General features: G+C 34.4%; 23 protein-coding genes. 6 read left to right on the forward strand and 17 right to left on the reverse strand.

The window, feature by feature from the left end:
* Nucleotides 1–35: 35 nt before the first annotated feature.
* The 3 genes from aiiA to ACUL40_RS09540 form a co-directional block, all read right to left on the reverse strand.
* Nucleotides 36–788: a quorum-quenching N-acyl homoserine lactonase AiiA gene (aiiA, locus tag ACUL40_RS09530; RefSeq protein WP_065211778.1), complete on the reverse strand. Its 753-nt coding sequence runs from the start codon at nucleotides 786–788 to the stop codon at nucleotides 36–38.
* 401 nt (nucleotides 789–1,189) lie between these two features.
* Nucleotides 1,190–2,581 (reverse strand): amino acid permease, encoded by a 1,392-nt coding sequence (locus tag ACUL40_RS09535; protein ID WP_001284404.1) that lies wholly within the window; start codon nucleotides 2,579–2,581, stop codon nucleotides 1,190–1,192.
* A gap of 537 nt (nucleotides 2,582–3,118) precedes the next feature.
* Nucleotides 3,119–4,318, reverse strand: coding sequence for a multidrug effflux MFS transporter (locus ACUL40_RS09540; protein ID WP_065211777.1), 1,200 nt, complete (start codon nucleotides 4,316–4,318; stop codon nucleotides 3,119–3,121).
* A gap of 362 nt (nucleotides 4,319–4,680) precedes the next feature.
* Here ACUL40_RS09540 and ACUL40_RS09545 point away from each other — a divergent pair, with 362 nt between their 5' ends.
* On the forward strand, nucleotides 4,681–5,121 hold the full coding sequence (locus tag ACUL40_RS09545; protein ID WP_445422815.1) for a DUF5823 family protein: 441 nt from the start codon (nucleotides 4,681–4,683) through the stop codon (nucleotides 5,119–5,121).
* Nucleotides 5,122–5,187: 66 nt separating this feature from the next.
* Here ACUL40_RS09545 and ACUL40_RS09550 read toward each other — a convergent pair whose 3' ends face one another.
* Both ACUL40_RS09550 and ACUL40_RS09555 read right to left on the reverse strand, forming a co-directional pair.
* Nucleotides 5,188–5,412, reverse strand: coding sequence for a hemolysin XhlA family protein (locus ACUL40_RS09550; RefSeq protein WP_000390461.1), 225 nt, complete (start codon nucleotides 5,410–5,412; stop codon nucleotides 5,188–5,190).
* 310 nt (nucleotides 5,413–5,722) lie between these two features.
* Nucleotides 5,723–6,001 carry a hypothetical protein gene (locus ACUL40_RS09555; protein WP_445422814.1) on the reverse strand — a complete coding sequence of 93 codons (279 nt, stop codon included), beginning with the start codon at nucleotides 5,999–6,001 and terminating at the stop codon, nucleotides 5,723–5,725.
* A gap of 699 nt (nucleotides 6,002–6,700) precedes the next feature.
* On the opposite strand from ACUL40_RS09555, the gene ACUL40_RS09560 reads away from it, so the two are divergent.
* Nucleotides 6,701–7,444: an SDR family NAD(P)-dependent oxidoreductase gene (locus ACUL40_RS09560; protein WP_000768018.1), complete on the forward strand. Its 744-nt coding sequence runs from the start codon at nucleotides 6,701–6,703 to the stop codon at nucleotides 7,442–7,444.
* A gap of 112 nt (nucleotides 7,445–7,556) precedes the next feature.
* On the opposite strand, the gene bshB2 is transcribed toward ACUL40_RS09560, so the two are convergent.
* Together bshB2 and ACUL40_RS09570 are read right to left on the reverse strand one after the other, a co-directional pair.
* The gene (gene bshB2 / locus ACUL40_RS09565; protein WP_000439483.1) at nucleotides 7,557–8,219 is read right to left on the reverse strand and encodes a bacillithiol biosynthesis deacetylase BshB2; all 663 of its coding nucleotides are present in this window, start codon (nucleotides 8,217–8,219) and stop codon (nucleotides 7,557–7,559) included.
* Between the two features lie 15 nt (nucleotides 8,220–8,234).
* Nucleotides 8,235–8,585: a YojF family protein gene (locus ACUL40_RS09570; protein WP_000407045.1), complete on the reverse strand. Its 351-nt coding sequence runs from the start codon at nucleotides 8,583–8,585 to the stop codon at nucleotides 8,235–8,237.
* Between the two features lie 262 nt (nucleotides 8,586–8,847).
* On the opposite strand from ACUL40_RS09570, the gene ACUL40_RS09575 reads away from it, so the two are divergent.
* Nucleotides 8,848–10,173 carry an ArsB/NhaD family transporter gene (locus ACUL40_RS09575; protein WP_229174622.1) on the forward strand — a complete coding sequence of 442 codons (1,326 nt, stop codon included), beginning with the start codon at nucleotides 8,848–8,850 and terminating at the stop codon, nucleotides 10,171–10,173.
* A 71-nt stretch (nucleotides 10,174–10,244) separates the two neighbouring features.
* On the opposite strand, the gene ACUL40_RS09580 is transcribed toward ACUL40_RS09575, so the two are convergent.
* The 5 genes from ACUL40_RS09580 to ACUL40_RS09600 all read right to left on the reverse strand — a co-directional run bounded on the left by ACUL40_RS09580 (nucleotide 10,245) and on the right by ACUL40_RS09600 (nucleotide 14,312).
* Nucleotides 10,245–10,472, reverse strand: a complete 228-nt coding sequence (locus ACUL40_RS09580; protein ID WP_001047304.1) for a hypothetical protein — start codon at nucleotides 10,470–10,472, stop codon at nucleotides 10,245–10,247.
* Between the two features lie 99 nt (nucleotides 10,473–10,571).
* Complete coding sequence (locus tag ACUL40_RS09585; RefSeq protein WP_074047688.1) at nucleotides 10,572–11,123, reverse strand: GNAT family N-acetyltransferase; 552 nt, start codon at nucleotides 11,121–11,123, stop codon at nucleotides 10,572–10,574.
* A gap of 207 nt (nucleotides 11,124–11,330) precedes the next feature.
* Nucleotides 11,331–12,239, reverse strand: a complete 909-nt coding sequence (locus ACUL40_RS09590) for an iron-hydroxamate ABC transporter substrate-binding protein (RefSeq protein WP_000728218.1) — start codon at nucleotides 12,237–12,239, stop codon at nucleotides 11,331–11,333.
* Between the two features lie 21 nt (nucleotides 12,240–12,260).
* Nucleotides 12,261–13,277: an iron ABC transporter permease gene (locus ACUL40_RS09595; RefSeq protein ID WP_326038465.1), complete on the reverse strand. Its 1,017-nt coding sequence runs from the start codon at nucleotides 13,275–13,277 to the stop codon at nucleotides 12,261–12,263.
* Nucleotides 13,278–14,312 carry a FecCD family ABC transporter permease gene (locus ACUL40_RS09600; RefSeq protein ID WP_000902719.1) on the reverse strand — a complete coding sequence of 345 codons (1,035 nt, stop codon included), beginning with the start codon at nucleotides 14,310–14,312 and terminating at the stop codon, nucleotides 13,278–13,280.
* A 275-nt stretch (nucleotides 14,313–14,587) separates the two neighbouring features.
* On the opposite strand from ACUL40_RS09600, the gene ACUL40_RS09605 reads away from it, so the two are divergent.
* A complete protein-coding gene (locus ACUL40_RS09605; RefSeq protein WP_000468400.1) occupies nucleotides 14,588–15,352 on the forward strand; it encodes a DUF817 domain-containing protein in 765 nt (254 codons plus the stop codon).
* Nucleotides 15,353–15,480: 128 nt separating this feature from the next.
* Here the strand turns inward: ACUL40_RS09605 and ACUL40_RS09610 are convergent, their stop codons facing one another.
* A complete protein-coding gene (locus tag ACUL40_RS09610; RefSeq protein WP_002041575.1) occupies nucleotides 15,481–16,518 on the reverse strand; it encodes a DUF4003 domain-containing protein in 1,038 nt (345 codons plus the stop codon).
* A 158-nt stretch (nucleotides 16,519–16,676) separates the two neighbouring features.
* Nucleotides 16,677–17,132: a DinB family protein gene (locus ACUL40_RS09615; protein ID WP_001081123.1), complete on the reverse strand. Its 456-nt coding sequence runs from the start codon at nucleotides 17,130–17,132 to the stop codon at nucleotides 16,677–16,679.
* A gap of 192 nt (nucleotides 17,133–17,324) precedes the next feature.
* Between ACUL40_RS09615 and ACUL40_RS09620 the strand changes: the two genes are divergently transcribed.
* The gene (locus ACUL40_RS09620; protein WP_000902408.1) at nucleotides 17,325–17,813 is read left to right on the forward strand and encodes a DinB family protein; all 489 of its coding nucleotides are present in this window, start codon (nucleotides 17,325–17,327) and stop codon (nucleotides 17,811–17,813) included.
* A gap of 227 nt (nucleotides 17,814–18,040) precedes the next feature.
* Nucleotides 18,041–18,577: a GNAT family N-acetyltransferase gene (locus ACUL40_RS09625; protein WP_059303552.1), complete on the forward strand. Its 537-nt coding sequence runs from the start codon at nucleotides 18,041–18,043 to the stop codon at nucleotides 18,575–18,577.
* A 112-nt stretch (nucleotides 18,578–18,689) separates the two neighbouring features.
* On the opposite strand, the gene ACUL40_RS09630 is transcribed toward ACUL40_RS09625, so the two are convergent.
* The 3 genes from ACUL40_RS09630 to ACUL40_RS09640 all read right to left on the reverse strand — a co-directional run bounded on the left by ACUL40_RS09630 (nucleotide 18,690) and on the right by ACUL40_RS09640 (nucleotide 20,881).
* The gene (locus ACUL40_RS09630) at nucleotides 18,690–19,166 is read right to left on the reverse strand and encodes a DUF2690 domain-containing protein (protein WP_000771162.1); all 477 of its coding nucleotides are present in this window, start codon (nucleotides 19,164–19,166) and stop codon (nucleotides 18,690–18,692) included.
* A gap of 17 nt (nucleotides 19,167–19,183) precedes the next feature.
* Nucleotides 19,184–19,696, reverse strand: coding sequence for a YjfA family protein (locus ACUL40_RS09635; protein ID WP_000473741.1), 513 nt, complete (start codon nucleotides 19,694–19,696; stop codon nucleotides 19,184–19,186).
* A 291-nt stretch (nucleotides 19,697–19,987) separates the two neighbouring features.
* Nucleotides 19,988–20,881, reverse strand: coding sequence for a LysR family transcriptional regulator (locus ACUL40_RS09640; protein WP_326038466.1), 894 nt, complete (start codon nucleotides 20,879–20,881; stop codon nucleotides 19,988–19,990).
* Nucleotides 20,882–20,928 lie beyond the last annotated feature (47 nt).

The following is a 20,928-nucleotide window of genomic DNA, read 5'->3' on the forward strand; positions in this document are numbered from 1 at the left end:
AAAGTCATGAGCACGCGAACTCATGACTTTTTGCACTATATATACTCAGGGAACACTCTACAACCCTTTTCCTGCTCTATATCATGACCAAAGAAAACAATTGGTTTCTCTTTCGCCACAACTCCTTTTAAACGTTTGATTGAAGATAAAGCTAATTCTGGATCAAATCCTGCGAACGGCACTTCATCTTCAAAATTCTCTTTCGTGTACGATGCATCAATTGTTAATAAAACTGAACCGGATTGCTCCGTCTCAATGAATAACGACTGATGGCCTGGAGAATGACCTGGCGTATACAATAATTGAACACCTGGTACCACTTTATAATCCCCTTCAATAATTTTGTAGTTCAAATGCGGTAATATACATTCTTTCATATATTCTTCTCTATGAAGTGCTGCCTCATATTCCGCTCGCTGCACAATAATCGGTGTATTTGTAAAAGCACCGTTTCCTCCTGCATGATCAAAATGTAAGTGAGAACTAATAATATATAAAAGGTCGTCCGGCTCATACCCTACACGCTTTAATATATTCACGATTCTATCTTCTTCAGTCATTTTCGGTAAAATCTGTCCTTCAACAAATGTACCGTTAAAAAGCCCTTCATTATTAACTGCACTTTCTGGCATACCTGTATCTACTAAAATAGGCCCCTCTTCTGTCTCCAAAAGATAACACCATACAGGTAAGTTCAATAAATTCCCCGGCGCGAGTGTACTATTAACAGAAGAATGATCTAACATACAACGACCTGCTGGGATGAAATAAAGCTTCTTTACTGTCATTATGTATCCACCTTTACATTTAGTTTGGGATAAAGTAATACAATAAAAAATTCTTCTTTTTAGAAATAAACTCCTTCTAGACTATCAGTACAGCTTACATAACAATGAAACATTAACACCGATTAACGCTGAAAACTTAAAGAAAGCACATGCACTACTTGAAAGCGGGCACACCATTTGGAAAATCGTATTAGAGAGATTTTAATCATGATAGTGACAGATAGTATGTGAAACTATATTAACGATTTTTCGAATATATCTATCATAACGTACAATATATCAACGATTTTTCAAATATATCTATCATAAATCAAATTATATCAACGATTCGTCAAGGTATATCGATTTATCGACAAATAGCAACAATAAGAAAAGGCTGTTCCAGATGAACAGCCTTTTCTTTATTTACTTGAAATCTCTTTATTATTTTGAACGTCTAACGGAGCTCGCTTTCCTATTCCGAAAGCATAGAAACTAATTGTAACGATAGCTAAGAAAATAATACCTACAACTAATGAAATACGAGTATCATCGTTAAACCACATTCCGATTAATACCATAATTAAAAAGGCAATCGTTAAATAGTTTGTTACAGGAGCAAATGGCATTTTGAATGGATGATCTTTCATCTCTGCTCCCTTTTCTTTTCTAAAATTAATTTGACTAATTAAAATGACAAACCATGGTACCATACCAGGAAGTACACTCGCACTATATACATATACGAATAAGTTTTTCGGTGCGATGTAACTTAAAACAACACCAACCGCCAGACCGATAATTACGCCAACTGTACCAAATAAAGGTACACCATTTCCAGAAAGTTTCGTAAAATATTTCGGTGCTTGTCCATTTACACCTAACGTATAAAGCATACGACCAGCACTATAAATACCACTATTACAACCAGACATTGCTGCTGTAATAACAACAAAGTTAATAAGTCCAGCTGCTGCCGTAATACCAACTTTCGCAAAAGTCGCTACGAACGGGCTACCAATTGTACTTAATTGATCCCACGGATACACAGTTACAATAACGAAAATAGCACCGATGTAGAAAATTAAAATACGCCAAATTGTACTTTGAATCGCTCTTGTAAGTGTCTTCTTTGGATCCTTCGCTTCACCAGCAGTAATACCGATTAATTCCACACCTTGATACGCTCCAACTACAAGTGATAATGCAAAGAAGAATCCTGAAAAACCACCTGTAAAGAAACCGCCATTTGACCAAAGATTAGATATGCCAATCGCTTCTCCGCCGTTACCAATTCCAAAGAAAATAAGGCCAAATCCCGCAATAATCATTAATAGAATCGTAACGATTTTAATCATCGCAAACCAAAATTCAAATTCACCAAATGACTTAACTGAAATTAAGTTAGCTGCACCAAGAATAACCATTGCGATTATACCTGGTATCCAAGCTGGTAAATCCGGGAACCAATATTGCATATATGCTCCAACCGCGATAATTTCTGACATCCCAACGATAACCCACTGGAACCAGTTACTCCACGCTGTCATATAACCAGCTAACGGGTGAATATACTTATGACCGAACGTCGCAAATGAGCCTGTACTTGGCTCCATATACAACATTTCTCCCATGGCACGCATGATGAAGAAGATAAAAATACCTGCAATGGCATAAGCAAGCATTACTGACGGACCTGTCCATTTAATTGTGCTGGCTGACCCCATAAACAAACCAACACCAATCGTTCCGCCTAAAGCAATCATTTGAATATGACGTGCTTCTAAACCTCTTTTCAATTCTTTGTTTGCCACTTCACTTCCCCCTCTTAGATGATTCATAGCCGCATTTTAACACAAGATGCTTTCCCCTAATTCCTTTCGGCCCTGAAAATGATGAAGCAAACGTCATTTTACACTAGCTTTAAAGCTATCCTAAAATCGTTTTGCGCTCCTAATAAAATTCTCAAAACCTTTCATCTTCCAATATTCTATAAATCTTAAAATTACTTACCTTATATTAATTCATTAATCTGAAAAATTCAATTATTTTTTTAATAAATTATTATACATAATTCTGATTAATTTTTAACTAAATTAACAATAAAATACATCTATTCAATATGATTCCGGCATGTATATTATTACAATATAAATAACCGAGGAGAGTATTTCTTCCTCGGTTTCATATCTCAAATACTTCAACCTTTATAGTTAATAACGTAATTCCCCACACATTCGATTTATATACCAATGAGAAATTTAATATATTAATAAACTACTAACTTCTTTACCCCAGCCAAAATATAAAAGAGTCTCATTAAAAAATGAGACTCTTTTACAATTTCATATTTAAATCGATTTCGAAGTTTGCTTACCAAAGATAAATACCCTAGTAAACACTACCATTATAACTACAATAACCAAAAAATAAAGTGGCATCACTAGTAACGAGCCTGTATGCAGCTGACTCATTCCCAAAATTGTCATCGTTACAATTACATAGTACCCTAAACTAAACAATGCACCTGCTGTACCAATGACATCTTGAAAATCCACTAACGCTAAACTTAAGCAGTTAGGTAATGCTACTCCAATTCCTAATAGCAATATAAACATCGCTATTAAAAATACAACCATATATATTACATTTGGATTTGATCCAACAAACGTAATTACAGATAAAAGGATAGCTCCTCCTGTCATTACGAGACAACCGATATATATAATTTTCTCTGGTTTATAAGTAGCAAGTAAACGTTTTGAAACTTTCGCTCCAATAATAGAAGCAGAAGCAACAACAATTCCTAGAAATCCATACATACTAGGCGATAATTGAAAGTAATCAATAAAGATAAACGGCGCTTCTGCATAATAGCTAAATAAAACACCATTTGCTCCTCCAATTAACAGCCCATATGTTACCACTTTCGGATTTGTAATTAACCTCTTCAAGACTGAAAATACATTTATTTTATTCGTTACTGAGCCCGTTTTTGTTTCAGGAAGAGAAACAAACGTATACAGAAAAATACCGATACTCATAACTACTAAACTTAAAAATACTATTTTAAATCCAAACATTTGATCAAGAAAGCCACCAATTAACGGTCCTATCGCTGGTGTAAAAGCAATGACTGCCGAGATTTGAGCAAACATAACATGCCTCTTATGCCCTTCTACACTTTCACGAAGAATCGTTTGCGTCACAACTGATCCTGCACTTGCTCCAAACGCTTGAATAAAACGACTTACCAATAAAACTTCAATGGAATTTGCAATATAGCATAAGAAACTCCCAGCGCCATATACGACAATTCCAAGTAACATCGCCCGGCGACGACCAATTATATCTGATAACCACCCAATAAAAAATACACCTAACGCAAAACCAGCAAAATACACACTAAGTGTTAACTGCACCTCATTATTACTTACATGTAACGCCTTTGAAATGTCTGGTAAAGACGGTGTGTAAATCGTTTCACTAATTTGCGGAAATGCGACAAGAACAATCATTAACAAAAGTGATGGTACTGAGACTTTTTTCATTTTTCATACCCTCCTATAACTTTGAAAATCTCAGAAATAAAAAGACTTTCCTTAGCTACGGAACAGGAGGGGCCATTATAGAAATCCGTTCATAAAACAACAAAGAAAACACCTCAATTACGTATGTTAATACTTATAGGAGGGTAATATTAACATCGATTTTCAAATATACTTTTTCAATTATATTACATACTGCGTTTCTTTTACTAGTGCTCGGCCTTGGAGGATTGTTAAAAAGATAACTTGATGCAGTCACCTTTTTATGGAATAATTAGAAATAGTTTGAATTCGTAAGTTTAATTATTAAACGATAGACTAGCATATTTTAATGTCACAAGCTTACAAACTGGAGGCCTTTCGTAATGATTGAAATTTTAAGGACAGTAGTAAACTTTCTAATTTCTCTATTCTCAGGAGAATTACCATTTGTATATTATGTATGGATTATTACCCTATTCCTAATTCAAATAACCCAATCTACTCTAAACTATAAACTCTTTAACAAGAAAGGCAATTTCAGCACTTATATATCGGAAGGATTACTTGCTTTTATTATTTTATTGTTTGGAGGAATATTAGTATCTAAGTTACTTGCTTACATAATAGACGATCCTACTATTAGTATGACGAATTTAACACATTATTTTGTTTCTCTTATCATATTAACTATATTTGTCGTAATAACCTGTGTTAAAGACTTTATAGAGACATCTATAAAGAATAAAAATATATCTCTTTTGAGCTTTTTAGTAATTTCCTTAGAGGATAAGTATGCAGATGAAAAGGAAACGGAAAATTTATAGCTTCTCATTTACATAAAAGAAAGAGAGAGCTCCCCTCTTTCTTTTATATCTTTCTATTTCACAAGACTAAATCATTCCTTTTAATATTAATCCTAAAACTGACATTATTATCGCACTAATAATAATTCGCAAAATCCAAGTTGTGTTTGTACTTATTTTTTCTAATTGCTTATTGATTGTTGCTATATCTTTCTCATTAATAGTAGTACGCGTTTCTAAAGCACGAATGTCTCTCATAATTTCTTTTTGCTCCGCCTTGAGACTGTCAATTTTAGCGTAAACATCTTCCATATATTCACACCCTCTGTTCATCTTAATAGAAAAATCTATATATATTATGAGACAACCCTCTTACCTGTGAATACATTGCGTACATCCGCGTACCAAATTATTTGTACAATCTAATTGAATTATTCATATGTTTCCTATCTTCTATATAAATCAGCGTTAAGATAAATTAAAAAAGGAATCCCTTGTTTATTTAACAACAAACAAGGTGCAATCCAACATTCGGGAGCACCTACGATAATTTCTATTGTTTTCATATTTACAACTCCATATAATCAGTATGATTTTCTGAAGAAGCCACTTTTTGAACTGCTTAAAGTATACTAATATGAATACGAAATAGCTGTATTGATAAACTCTCTAGAACAATAAATATACTGGCTGAAACCGATCTATATCCAATATTTTTTCCAGTAACATGAATGGTTATTTCTGATAAATACGTTTGTATATCATTGTTTTCAAAAATTTCATCCTCAGCCTTTACAATATCTGCTTCACAATCTACTTCTTTAAAAGTTTTCAATAATTTTGTTTCCAATAAACTACAATCAAAATTCTCATCTTTTATTACGGCAAATTTAACCTTCATATCGATTTCCCCATTTTTAACAAACTAAAATCATTAAATCAATATAAATATATATCATTCTATTAAATAATTCAAAATATACGCTTCTCATATACATTATTAAAAATCCGTTCTAAAGAATTAAATGCAAAAAGAAATTACATATACAAATCCCCTATTTCAACTTAACTTTGTGTAATAATGCATATTTCAAATACATTATTTCCTTTCACTCATACTTTTATCATTGAGTTTTTATTCACAAATTCGTAACACATATATATGAGTTATTATGCTAAAATTAGTTTATTCACAAGAAGAAGTTATTCTTAATAAATCAATCATTTTTAATACCCTGTTTAAAGCCTTGCCCCCCTGCAAGGCTTTTTCCTATTTAACTAGAGTAGTAGTTTTCGTTATGCATCTCTCCCCTTTGTTCCTTACCCTACAAATAATACTGAATGTTTATTTTACTTTTTCAACATCCTTACTCGCTCTGTTCGAGAGCTCTTTACCAAATATTCAATCTAATGATAAAATTGACCAAATTAATATTTTCGTCCATAACTGTATCAAAAAGTACACTAAAGAAAAAATAGCACTCTCACGATTAAGTAAACGCGAGCTTTTTTCTTCTATCTACTTACTATTTAAGGTTAATAGTTTAGTAACAAGATTTAAAAATTCGACTTAAATTCATTAATGAATGGAGAGGTTTATATGAAATTAAAAGACAAAGTAGCAATCATAACTGGTGGTGCAAGTGGAATTGGCGAATCTACTGTTCGTCTTTTTATCGAAGAAGGTGCAAAAGTAGTTATTGCTGACTTTTCTGAACGTGGAAAAGAACTATCAGATGAATTGAATGCACATGGATATAATACGTTATTTATTAAAACCGATGTAACAAAAGAGGCAGATATTAAACAGCTAATTCATGAGACAGTAAGTACATACGGTAAATTAGATATTATGTATGCCAATGCCGGCGTTGCTGATGATGCACCGGCAAACGAATTATCCTATGAAAAGTGGAAAAGAACTATTGATATTAATTTGTCTGGGGTATTCCTTTCTGATAAATATTCGATTGAACAATTTCTTAAACAAGGTACAGGTGGTGTCATCGTTAACGCTGGTTCGATTCATAGTTTTGTTTCATTACCTACACCAACAGCATACTCCTCTGCAAAAGGTGGTGTGAAACTATTAACTCAAAATTTATGTACTGCCTACGCTAAATATGGAATACGTATTAACGCGGTGTGCCCTGGTTATATTGACACCCCTTTACTAGGTAGTGTTAATCCTCAACAGAAAGAATATTTAGCTTCACTTCATCCACAAGGCAGACTTGGAACACCAGAAGAAGTCGCTAAAGCTGTCTTATTTTTAGCAAGTGATGATGCTAGTTTTGTTAACGGCACAACACTTCTTGTTGATGGAGGCTATACTGCACGTTAATTTAAAAATTTTGAAGCACCCTAAAAAATATATAGTCTTCAACAAGAAAAAGCGCCATCACAAGTGACGGCGCTTTTTCTATGTAAGAGCAACTAGAAGATATCCTTCTAGCCTACTCCCATTTATAAGTCCAAAACTGTTCAAGTTGCAGCCATTTTAATGTTGCTGCATCTTTGTTTTTTATTTTTGCATGCGTGTCTTCAAGCATTGCTTCTGTTTGTGAACGGTGCGCACCTAATGCAGTTAATTTATGATCAAATACTTCACTAATGTTATTTACAACATCCGGTTCTCCTAATACTGCTTCACGATTTTTCGTAATCGCAACAGCATGAATAACTGGGCGCTCTTCTTTTGGCATACGTGATACAGCGCGAACGACAGCGCGGCCAAATGCATTATGATCTGGATGTACACCGTGCTCTGGATAAAATGTAATAATTCGAGATGGATTTACTTCTTGAATGATTGCTTCAATTTTGTCAGCAACGAAATCAACATCTTCAAATTCTAACGTTTTATCATGGAAGCCAAGCATTCTTAAATCTTTAATACCCATCGCTTCACAAGCATCTTTCAATTCTTTCTTACGGATATGTGGAATCGTTTCACGGTTAGCGAATACGTTCTTACCCATGTTACGTCCCATTTGTCCTAGAGTACCACATGCATATGTTACAGGTACTCCTTGATCTGTTAATAAGCGAATTGTCCCTCCCGCAGCATATGCTTCATCATCTGGATGCGGAAATACAACAAGTACATGTCTCTCCATAAGTTTCCCTCCTTCTTACTTAAATGGTGTTAAGCTTAACTCAAGTGCAACTGCTAGACGACCTAAATTATCATGTCCAGCTAATAATAAACGCTCTTGATCGTCTACTTCCCAGTGCGTAATACCTTCAGCATATACCCAACCGTGATCCATTTTCAGACCAACTCGGTATGGATTTGTTCCAGTTATCTTCCCGCGTTCAAAACGGATAATCGCATTTCGAATGAAAGCACCAACTGTCATCATCTTTTCATTTATGTGTGATGCATACGCTCCGTTTGTCGTTTCTAAATGAATATATACATCTTTATTTACAAAACGTTCAATTTCATTTTGAATAAGAGAACTATCTTTTACTATTTCCATCGGAATTCACCTCTTTAAACCATTTTACGCAAAAATAATGTAAATTGCTATCTCTATATTAGAGGACAACGCTCACTTTTCCTAATAATTTGCACTGTGTTTTTTATATTTTTTATATGATATGTAAAAAATACATTTTTTCCTTCACTTTGTTAAATAGTTTTCTTTCTTTTTTGAATTTGCTACAATATATTTTATCCCGTATTATTGCAGCGAGATACATTTCGACAATTGAATACATAATTTAAAGAAGGTGACATGATTGGAACAGTCAGCACATGAAGTAGCAAATTGGCAATATTATTTTGCAATTGCCGTATTTTTAATCACGTACGGATTTATTATTTCTGAGAAATTGAATCGTGCTGTAATCGCACTATTCGGTGCTGCTATTATGATTATTTTTGGAGTTGTAGATTTACATACTGCTTTCACATCACATATTCAATGGGAAACGATTACCCTTTTAATTGGGATGATGATTCTCGTACATATTACGAGTCAATCAGGCGTCTTTGAATTTGTGGCCATTAAAGCGGCAAAAGCAGCTGGCGGAAAACCGATTCGCATTTTATTATTACTATCCCTATTAACTGCTGTCGGATCAGCATTTTTGGACAATGTAACGACTGTTTTATTAATCGTTCCTGTTACATTATCCATTACACGTATTTTAAAAGTAAATCCTGTGCCTTATTTGATTTCAGAAGTGCTGTTTTCAAATATAGGCGGAACAGCAACATTAATCGGTGATCCACCTAATATTATGATTGGATCAGCAAACAAGCATTTAGACTTTAACGCCTTTTTACTTAACTTAGCTCCAATCGTAATTATTATTTCTATTGTGACACTTGGCATTATTTACTTCATGTACCGTAACAAACTAAAAACAACACCTGAACAAATCGAAAAACTAATGGCATTAAATGAAAAAGATTATATTAAGGATCAAAGCCTCCTTTTAAAATCTATTTCGATTTTAGGACTAACTATTTTAGGCTTCGTACTTCATTCGATTATTCATGTAGACGCTGCCGTTATAGCGATGACAGGCGCTACACTTCTTATGTTAATCGGCGTGAAAGAACATGATATTGAAGATGTATTTGCCCACGTTGAATGGATAACCATTTTCTTCTTCGCCGGACTATTCGTTCTCGTTGGCGGGTTAATTGATATCGGACTTATCTCTTCACTTGCAAAAGAAGTAATCGGCGTAACAAACGGTGACATCGGATTCGCAGCTATACTTATTTTATGGGTATCTGGCATCGCATCTGCGACAATCGACAACATCCCTTTTGTCGCTACGATGATTCCTCTTATTCAAGACTTAGCTACAGGACTCGGACTATCTGTCGATTCTCCGCAAATCGAAGTACTATGGTGGGCGTTATCTCTTGGAGCTTGCTTAGGAGGAAATGGAACGCTAATCGGAGCATCTGCAAACGTAGTCGTTGCTGGTATTGCAAAACGTGAAGGACATGCTTTCTCTTATATGGACTTCTTAAAAATTGGTTTACCATTAACTATTGTTGCACTCTTGTTATCACATGCTTATATATATTTACGTTATTTAATGTAAAAGTTGTATTGCATGAAATTATATCGTCAAATCCAAAAGGTTTGCAGCATCGTGCTGCAAACCTTTTTTCATCACCAAAATATACCGATAATTGCTAACCCACCTAAAATCATACCACCAATTTGTCCAACAATTGTTGGTGATAATTGAACACCTTTTCTCACTTCAACAACTGGTCTTTCGTGCCTTAGTTGCTGCACTTCGCTTTGCAGTTGATGTACACTTCCGTGTAACTCTTTAATTAGTTCCTTTAATTCAGCGACCTCTTCATTTACTGGTTTTGCTTTTTCTAAATTCATTTTACATAACTCCTTATAAATTCAATCAGTTCACTGTAAATTTTCGCCAATTATCATTATATCTCCTGCATACTACATATATAATATTGAATGTATTCGCTAATCTTGCAACCCTATCCATTCATCCCGCAATATCCCCATAATGATACGATCAAAACACTTCCCATCTCTTTGAACCGCTTCTCTCATACACCCTTCCATCTGAAAACCTATCTTTTTATACAACGCAATGGCTGCTTTATTATAAGAAATTACATCCAGACCGACGCGGTGTAAATTCAATTCATAGAAAGCATACTTTAAAATAAGATGTATTGCTTCTTTCCCATATCCTTTTCCTCTATCATTCGCATCTCCTATACCAATGGCTAATAAACCTGTTCTGTTATTCCACTCTATACCATGAATCGCCACAAAACCAATTAAGCGATCTTCTTTAACTGTCCTTACCATGAAAGAAACACTATTCGATCTTCGTCCTTTTAATAACCCATCACTTGCTATTTCATTTAAAGATTGCGGGAATGCTACATCTGTATCAACATTTCTTAAATACTCACTATCTTCTTGCCACATAGCCATTACTTCAGCATCTGTTTCTCTCATAGCTGATAATTTAATCGTTTTATTTCGAAAAAGATTCATTGTCATTTCAAACTCCCCCTTTATTAAATAACGGGGATAATTATTCCACCCTATTTACCCCCTTGTTTCATAAACGGGATACTTACAATAAGCGCTGACATTGGCACATCTCCTCCATATCGAATTAACTTCATTGTATAATTTTTCATTTATTCTAACAATAATAGAAAGGCCCTCCAAATTTAGAGGGCCTTTCCTAATAACAAAACTATATTATTTCGTAAACATTTTCTCCGCTTCATCCATTGCCATTTTGTTTCCTAAAGCAGAATAGTCAAGCCATGGTTGATCATTGATAATGTATACATGCTTGCCTTTAACTGCTTTTAAGTCTTTCCAAATTGGTGTTTCTTGAAGTTGTTTAAATGCTGCTTTTGCTTTGTCATCTCTATTTACAACAACGAAAATCGCATCTGCATCAAAGTCAGGTAATACTTCTTGTGAAATGACTTCGAAAGGACGGTTTCCATCAATTTTCTCTACACCATTTGCAGGTTGTAACCCTAGGTCTTGGAATAAAATTGGTCCCATCGGTCTTTTCGTACTAAATACACGCAATTCTTTTGCAGTAACGCGAATTGCCATTACTTTTTCGTTATTACCTAGCTCTTTATCTATTAAACCTTTTACTCGTTTTGATTGCTCTTCGTAATCTTGAATATATTTATCTGCTTCTTTCTCACGGTTTACAAGTTTACCAACTTGTTTTAAATGCTCTCTCCACGTACCTTCATCTAAATTGAAAGAATGTGTTTTTGCAATTTTTTCGTATTTCGCTACATCTTTACCAGCATATTTTTCATCAACATAAATGTCAGTTGGCTTTAATTGAAGTAACGCTTCCATATTCGGATCTGTTACAACACCAAGCTTCTTCGTATCTTTCAACTTCTCTTTAGCGTGCGGTAAGAAATCTTTTAAATCTCCACCAATAACAGAACCTACTGGTGTAATTCCTAATGCAAGTAAATCATTCGTTAAATGAATAGACATTGAAGCAATTTTTGGGTCATTACTTTTTTCCGTTTTTTTCGTTGCCTCTTCATTAGCTTTCGTTTGACCACATGCTGCTAATACTAAAATACACATCATGCTAAATAAAATAGTAAGTTTCTTTTTCATATGTTCTCCTCTTTGAAGTATTTATTTTGTTTTTGTAAGTAAATAAAGAAAATACGGTGCTCCTAAAGTTGCCACTACTATACCAGCTGGAATAGAGTTTGGCTCAAATATAGAACGACCTATCGTATCTGCTAGCACTAAAATAATCATTCCGATAATGCCAGCTAAAGGAAGAAAGTGTTGATATGTAGTACCTACTAACTTCCTTGCGATATGCGGAGCAACTAAACCGATAAAACCAATTCCTCCTGCCATCGATACACTTGCGCAAGATAATCCAACCGCTGTAGCTAAAAGTAATAACCGTTCTTTTTGAACAGAAACACCAAGTCCTGCTGCTACACTATCACCTAGTGACAATGCATTTAACGTTTTAGATTTTAGCCATGCATAAGGGGTTAGTATGAAAATCCATGGTAATAATGCAAGGACATGAATCCAATCCCTTCCCCACACGTTACCAACTAGCCATCTAGAAGCGAATGTATACGTCTCATCATTTAACTTGAGAGAGAAAAATAGCGAAATTGCACTAAAGCCAGCTGAAACTGCAATACCAACGAGAATAAGTCTAATGGGAAGTAAACCTTTTGACTGATCACTCGCAAGTAAAATAATAAGAAATGCAGCTAATACTCCTCCGCCAAATGTAAATAACGGTATTAAAATGGATGCACTCTCATTAATAGAATGAAAGAGAGTAACAAATACGATAAGACCGAAAGATGCACCTGAATGCAACCCTAAAATACCAGGATCTGCAAGTGCATTACGTGATAACCCTTGCAAAATCGCACCGGAAATACCAAGACCAATGCCGGCTAACATCGTGATTATTATTCTTGGCATACGATAATCATATAGCACGGTTGCACTCTCAAAATCACCATAACCCAAAAGTGTTTCAATTACTCTAAGTGGTGCTATACTCAGCGTCCCTGTATTTAAACTAATTAAAATTACAGCGATACTTATACATCCGAAGATTGTAGTTACAGTAATAGCTCTCTTTTTATCCGTGTTAAAAAGATCTTTCACTTATAACTCCCTCCCAACTTTACGTGCTATATAGAGGAAGAACGGAACTCCAACAAGAGCTACCATAATCCCTATCGCAAGTTCCTTAGGAGGATTTACTGTTCTTGCCCCTAAATCAGCTACAACTAATAACATAGCTCCTAATAATGCTGACATAGGAATAATGAGTCTATAATTCACACCAACTAATTTTCTAGCAATGTGCGGGATAACTAGTCCTACAAATCCAATAGAACCAACAGCTGAAACAGAAACACCTGCCAGAATAACTACTATAATCATCCCTAGTATTCTCGTTCGGTTCGTTTTCACTCCTAAATTTGTAGCAACATCATCCCCCATTGATATGAGTGAAATAGATCTCCCTAGCATTGTCGCGAAAATAATCGTTATAAGAATAATAGGAACTAAAAATTTCAAGTGTTCCCACTTAACCCCTGCAACACCACCAGCATACCAAAATGCTAAATCTTGACTTAAATCATAATAAATCGCAACACCTGAACTTAATGAATGTAAAAGCGCTGCCATAACTGCTCCAGCAATCGTTAATCTCATTGGTGTTAACCCGCCTGATGTTGCTGACCCAATAACAAAAATAAGTACTGTACTTAAGACTGCTCCAATAAAGGAAACAATCATTAAATAGGAATACGGCATATGCGGAAAAAAAGCAAAACTAAGTGCCACTACAAACATCGCACCTGCATTTATTCCGAGTACACCTGCATCAGCTAAAGGATTTCGTGTTATACCTTGCATAACAGCACCAGCAACCGCAAAAGCTGCCCCTACAACTCCTGCACCAATTACTCTCGGGAGCCTTAATTCATAAATAATTTGGTGCTGCGTTAATTTCGGATTGTAATTCAAAATCGCTGCCCAAACCGTTTGTAAATGAATATCTTTTGCACCAAATGAAATGGCTAAAAATATAGATCCAATTAAACATAAAATTGTTAAGCTCATGAAACATATGAACTTAATATGTATCCAGCGGTTATTACCAGCATGTACAGTAGACTTATGTAACATGTTTCATTTCATCCTTTATATTCAGTTGTTTTTTATAATTATTTTTTATTTATAATTATTATTGATAATAATTATCATTTTCATTTAGATATTATATCCCCACTTTTTTTAAATAGCAAACTATTTTTTCACTTCGCTAAATATTAAAATACTCATTACAATTCCCTTCTAAAACTTACAAATACATGCAAAATAGACTACTGGATTATTTTTTAAATTGTAGTATACTTATTAATTATTTTGATTTTTCTAATAAAAATCCCGAAGGTGACACAATGTTCCATATAAAACAACTACTACACTTCACTTACGAGCAAACATTATCTTGCTTATTCCCAGTCGTTATTTTCTTAACACTAGCCCTTTCAAAAATCGTTTCTATTCCAGGGTTATATCGCTATGATTTCATACTCATCGCATGTCTTCTTATGCAGTGGATTATGTACAAGACTGGACTTGAGACGAAAGACGAATTAAAAGTAATTACTGTCTTTCACCTCATCGGCCTTTTACTAGAAATATATAAAGTTCATTTCGGTTCATGGAGTTATCCTGAAGAGGCGTATTCAAAGATTTTTGGAGTTCCGCTTTACAGCGGCTTTATGTACGCAAGTGTCGCAAGTTACATATGCCAAGCGTGGAGAAGGTTGCATTTACAAATGCATTATTGGCCGAAAGCTATTTTTACCGTGCCATTAGGAGCAATGATTTACTTCAATTTTTTCACGCATCATTTTCTATACGATTTTAGATGGTTCTTAACGTTACTTCTATTCATCGGTTTCTTTCGGACATTTGTGGAATTTTCATTACGAGGCGTTACATATAAAATACCACTCGTTCTCTCCTTTTTCCTTATCGGTTTCTTCATTTGGATTGCAGAGAACATCGCAACATTTTTCGGAGCATGGCAATATCCAAATCAACGGGAAGCATGGAATCTCGTTCACTTAAGCAAAATTAGTTCATGGTTTTTACTCGTTGTTATTAGCATTATGATTGTCACGCAGCTCAAACATTTGAAGGAATCAAAAAGATAATGCTGATTATGTAAAAACAGTTAGCCCATCACTCATTAGAGAGTGATGAGCTAACTGTTTTTAGTAATATTTTTTAAACCATCCTTATCAAGGGAGTTATAATTTACAAGAGTATAAGCAATTACACATTATGAACTGCTACTAGCAGAAGATGTTGCTACAGATGAAGCGGCAATCGTTGCCATCATGGCTGCCTGTTGTGCTTGTATGAGGACTTCTATCATTGTTTGTAAACCTGTGTTAGTAGCTTTACTTTCCTCACCTTTCTGACTTACGAACAGTTGAATAGCAATAAGAATAGTTGTATCTGTATGCCAACGGAACAATTTATCCCCCTGCAATTTTTCAATAAATGCTCGAATAGAATGAATCTCTTTTTCTCCGTCCTCGAGTAACGCTAGTAGCCCGATAGCTGGGTAATGCATCTGTTTTACTTTTACCTTTTCTTGCTTTAACAAATTCCATATATTTGTACATTTTGCAACTAATAGTTCTTCCCTGACATCCTTCTTTAGTGAAAGAATATGACTCAAAAATTGAAGATCATTCCCTTTACGCAAACCAGCTGTCGCTAGTTTCTGATAAAGACGTTCCACTCGGTCCATAAGTGTTTCTACATGCTCTGATTGTCCTGCTAATAAAACTGCGAGCGGATAATCATTTGTACTTGTAAGAAAGAGGTGATCCTTTTTCATGCGTTTATATACTTGCATCGAACGCTGAATGTGCGCGCCATGCTGTTCATTTTCTTCTGTTAAAAGCACAGCTGCTGCGAGATAAGTAAATATACTCCGGCTAAAGCCACCAGTGACCAATTGTTCATATAAATCTAAAAACTTCCGAAAAGCTTCCTTGTAATCTGTAAAGTGAATATCTAATGTTGCGGCCACTACAAAACGATGATAAGACTTTAAGTATGAAAACATCCCTACCTGATTCTTAATATAGCTACTAATTTCTAAAAAACGTCCGAGATCAAACAATTTATCACTACCTGCATACATAGCAGCAATCATCATTCCTGTTCGAGAATCACTCGTTTTCCATTTTAGTTCTCCCTTTAACTGTACATATGTATGTTTATATTGCTCCAACTTTTGCTCTAATGTAATCATAGTATTCACCCCTATTTCTAGTTCTTCTCTATTATTATACGTATATTCCATATTTAGGAATACTACAATTAATAATCACAACATAAAAAATTATAAAATTCTCTAATCCTTCAAGAAGTTATACAAAAAAGGTAGATAATAATTTATCTACCTTTTTTGTATATATTATTTAACATTACAACTGTATTGCTTGTTATATGCAATTAAGACTAAAGAGCTTTAATAATACGTTCCATCGCCTTCATTTGCCCAATATGATCAGCTTCATGATAAAGCATCATACCGTAAAGCTCCCCTACTGTTTCCAATCCTAGGAATGGCTCTGGCAGTTTATTTTCAAATGCTTCTGCTGGAATTTCGTTAATACGTTTTGCTTGTTCTTTTAATTGAGCCGTTAACACTTCTAACGATGGTCCTTCTGTCGTCCATTTAGATGGTCTTGATCCATATCCAAACATACCTGGATATTCAGTTGGCAATTGTTTAAATTCTCTTCCGAACATGAAAGTCTCTGCTGCTGTTAACACGTGACCGATATGCCAACGAATTGTATTGTTAAAACCCTCTGGCTGCGTATCCACAGTTTTATCATCTAACGTTTCCATAAATTTAAGTAACGCCCCGCGCGTTATTTCAAATTGTTTTAAACCCACTAGTCTATTCATTTTATCGTTCCCCTTCTTGATGTACAATTTATTATGAACTAAGAATGTTCAACTTATTAAAGTTTCACCTTGTTTAATCTATCAGAAACAAATAAGAAATACATCTAATATGCTTATTAAAAATAATAAAAAGGTTCACTCCTCGTAAATATAGAATTACTTACTATGTTAATAAAAGAGGAGTGTACTTGCATGTTACATATTTTAAAACAACAATATAATCTTATTAGCTCTACAAGAGAAACTCTATTTTCGTTTTTGGAAGAAATCCCAGTAGAAAAATTACATAGCACAGTTTCTAATTTCGGAAGCGGTAGCATTATAAAGACTCATATTCATGTAGCCGATTGCTATCGATACTGGCTTGGATCATTCGCATTCAAGCAAAAAAGAGCAGATTTTTCATTTGCTAGCGATTACGAAATTGAGCATGCAGATGTGGAAAAAGTTCGCGCTAGATTTAAGTTAGTAGATGAGACTGTACAACGTTTTTTAGATGAATACAATGACCGTTGGCTCGAAAATATAGCAAATGAAGTGAAATGGCAAAAAGAACCTTGGAGCACAACTCCGCTATGGCTTTTAACTCATACGGAGACGCATGAATTTCACCATAAAGGACAAATTGTATCTATGGCTCGTCACCTTGGATATACTCCTCCTGATACAGACCTTAGTTAATACATTCGTGTTCATTTAAAAGCGGAATGAGCAGCAAGAATAATAGTATGATCAAAAAACTCGTTGATACATTTTGTTGTGTATAAAACATTTATTATTTGTTTTAGGTATACCATGCCATTATAAAATTCATGTAACATCGAATTAAGATTCATATTTTTTATGTAACTCATTGAAGAAAGTTAAGTATTTATACATTCAATTACTAACTAAAGGAGAAAATTATAATGAGATTAGAGAGCGAGAGAATTTATTTAAGGCCTCTTTGTCAGCTAGATGCTCCTATTATATTACAAAGTACAATGGATGATGAAATAAGATATATGACTGGAACTAAGTCCACTTTTTCATTGGAGCAAATTACGAAACATATAGATCATATAAATAATGATTCAAGTCGCTATGATTTCGCTATTTGTTTACAAAGTACTGACAAGATGATTGGAGAGTTGTCGATTTTAGATATCGATGAGGAGAACAAAAGAGCAGGATTCAGAATATCAATGCTTTCAATAGCATTAACAGGACAAGGCTATGGAACGGAAGCTATTAAAATAGTTTTAAGATTTGTTTTTGAACAACTATCATTAAATCGTTTACAGTTAGAAGTATTTAGCCATAATTTACGCGGAATTAAAGCTTATAAAAAAGTTGGTTTTGTAAAAGAAGGAACCTTACGTCAATCTTTATTTTATAACGATACATACTCAGATGAAATTATTATGGCCATACTTAAAAGCGATTATATAGAGAGACCTTTGTAAATGGATGCAGTTAATCTATTAAACAAATTTAAAGAACCTTACCACAATAAAATGCAGTAAGGCTCTTTCATTTTTATATCAAATAACAGCTCTTAAAACATGTATAATCGTATTAATACCAAATAGTCTCCGCATAATTATATGCATCACTATTCGGAATTGCATGTTTCCCTTGTGCTTGTGCCTTTCTTGGATCTAAATCATATACCATTGGTGTATAGCATGATGTTTGCCCTTTATTTACAACACCATTTCCTCCAGCACTTCCGCAAGTGTATGCCTTTCCATCTGTTTTTCTAACAATCCTTGCATCAGCTTCGTTATTATAAACTGCCAGGCGAGTTACAGTAACTTTTGCCCACGCTGTTTTACACGTCGTGCTAAATTTTAATTCTACATAAGAATTTGAATCAATCCACTTCTTTTCTTTCGTTACTGCAGATTGATCACAGCTGTTATAATAAGGACTTTTCCCATCATATGAATGGTCTTCTGCGTATGCTTTATCGCTATTAGTCGTGCTAAACATACTAGTTACAACGAGTAAAGATAGCAATAAACATGCACTCGTCTTTTTTAAAAGTTTCATATCATTTCACTCCTTTCTTAATAACGTGCTGTTTTCCCGTAACCGTTATTAAACGTAACTGCTTCAGCATCTGCTGTGTATCCGAAATCAGCAGTCAAATCAAATACCATTCCTGTATAAGTGCTCGTTTGACCTGTTTTTATTGTGCCGTTCCCCTGATTAGAAGTAACTGATTTTTGGAATACACCATTTTTGTATTTATTCACAACAGCGTACGCGTACACTCCTCCCGAAACAGCTGGTGCTGGTTGATCTAAAACAAACTTAGCCCATGCTGCATGACATTTATTACTGTAACGTAAATACACTGTCCCTACTTTTTTACTACCTTCATATACAGCTGTAGATTTTGCATTAAATCCATCTGCATCACACGTCGTACTTCCCCCGTATACTTTCGTTGTTGCTGGATTTTTCCCGTCATAATAACTGCTTAAATCAGTAGCTGCAAATGTACTTCCTTGGAAACTAAATAATACCCCTACACTCGCTGCACTTAACACACATACTTTCATTAGCTTTTTAAACATTGTAAATCTCCTCCCTCAAAATAAGTACGTTTATCTATCCCCTATGTACGCCCCTCCTTTCATGCTGCCTAGAGGCATCTTACAGAAACGAATAAAAGTTGTAAATTCCCTTACGATTATTGGAATATACAAAGAAATTTACTTATCCTTTTAAGAAAAAAAGTTGAGAAATACACATTTGAAGACATCCTTTATTTCAAACATAAAAGAACCGATACTTGTTACATGCAAGCATCAGTTCTTTATAAAAAATTGCCATTTTTTCTTTTTATAAAATAAATATTTCTCCACTTAATCCGTTGTAAAGAACTCCCTCGTTACATCAATAAATTGCTGCAGTGGCACTGTCATCCATTTATCTTTATGCCAAGCAATTTGTGTATAAATTGGAGATATTGTTTCGTTTAACATTAACTCCTTTAACGTCCCTTCCCGTATATCTTTTTCTACTACTATCGCTGGTAAAATGGCTATACCTAAATCTGCAATAACACATTGTTTAATTGCTTCAACACTCACAAATTCAATTTTATTTGCTGGATATACATCTTCCCCGCGAAATAGCTCTTCAAATAAAGTCCGATACGAGCAGCCTAATTCTGTTAGTAACAGTGTTTCACTCTCTAAATCTTTTATAGAAACTGAAGGTTGTTCAAGTAAACGATGCGTAGAAGCAGCTACTACTTTTAATTCTTCTTTCATAAGTGGTTCCACATGTAAAACATCTTCTGTTTTACATTCGTCCAAAATAAATGCAAGATCTACTTTCCCCTCCATCAATTGTTCCTTCGCATCTTTATTGGAGTGTGCTGGTTTAAATATAAGTTTTATTTGAGGAAATTGTGCTTTAAACTTCTTTAATATAGAAGGCAGTCTGTATGTACATTGACTTTCTTGTGCACCAATTATTAACGTACCTGCTATTTCTTCATCATCTTTCACAGCCATTTTCGCTTCGTTACTGAGTGCAATCATCTTGTCGGCATATAGTTGAAACTTCCTACCTGCTTCAGTTAAGAAAAGACGTTTCCCTAATCTCTCAAATAGTGGTGTACCAAGCTCAGCCTCTAATGTTTTAATTTGTGCTGTAACGCTCGATTGGGCAAAGTTTAATTTCTTCGCAGTTTGTGTAAAGTTCAAAGTATGTGCCGCTACTTTAAATGTAATTAACTGTTTTATTTCCATTTATCATCCCTCTTTTCAATCGATATTTCCTATTGATTCCATCGAAA

Source organism: Bacillus sp. KNSH39, from assembly GCF_052656585.1.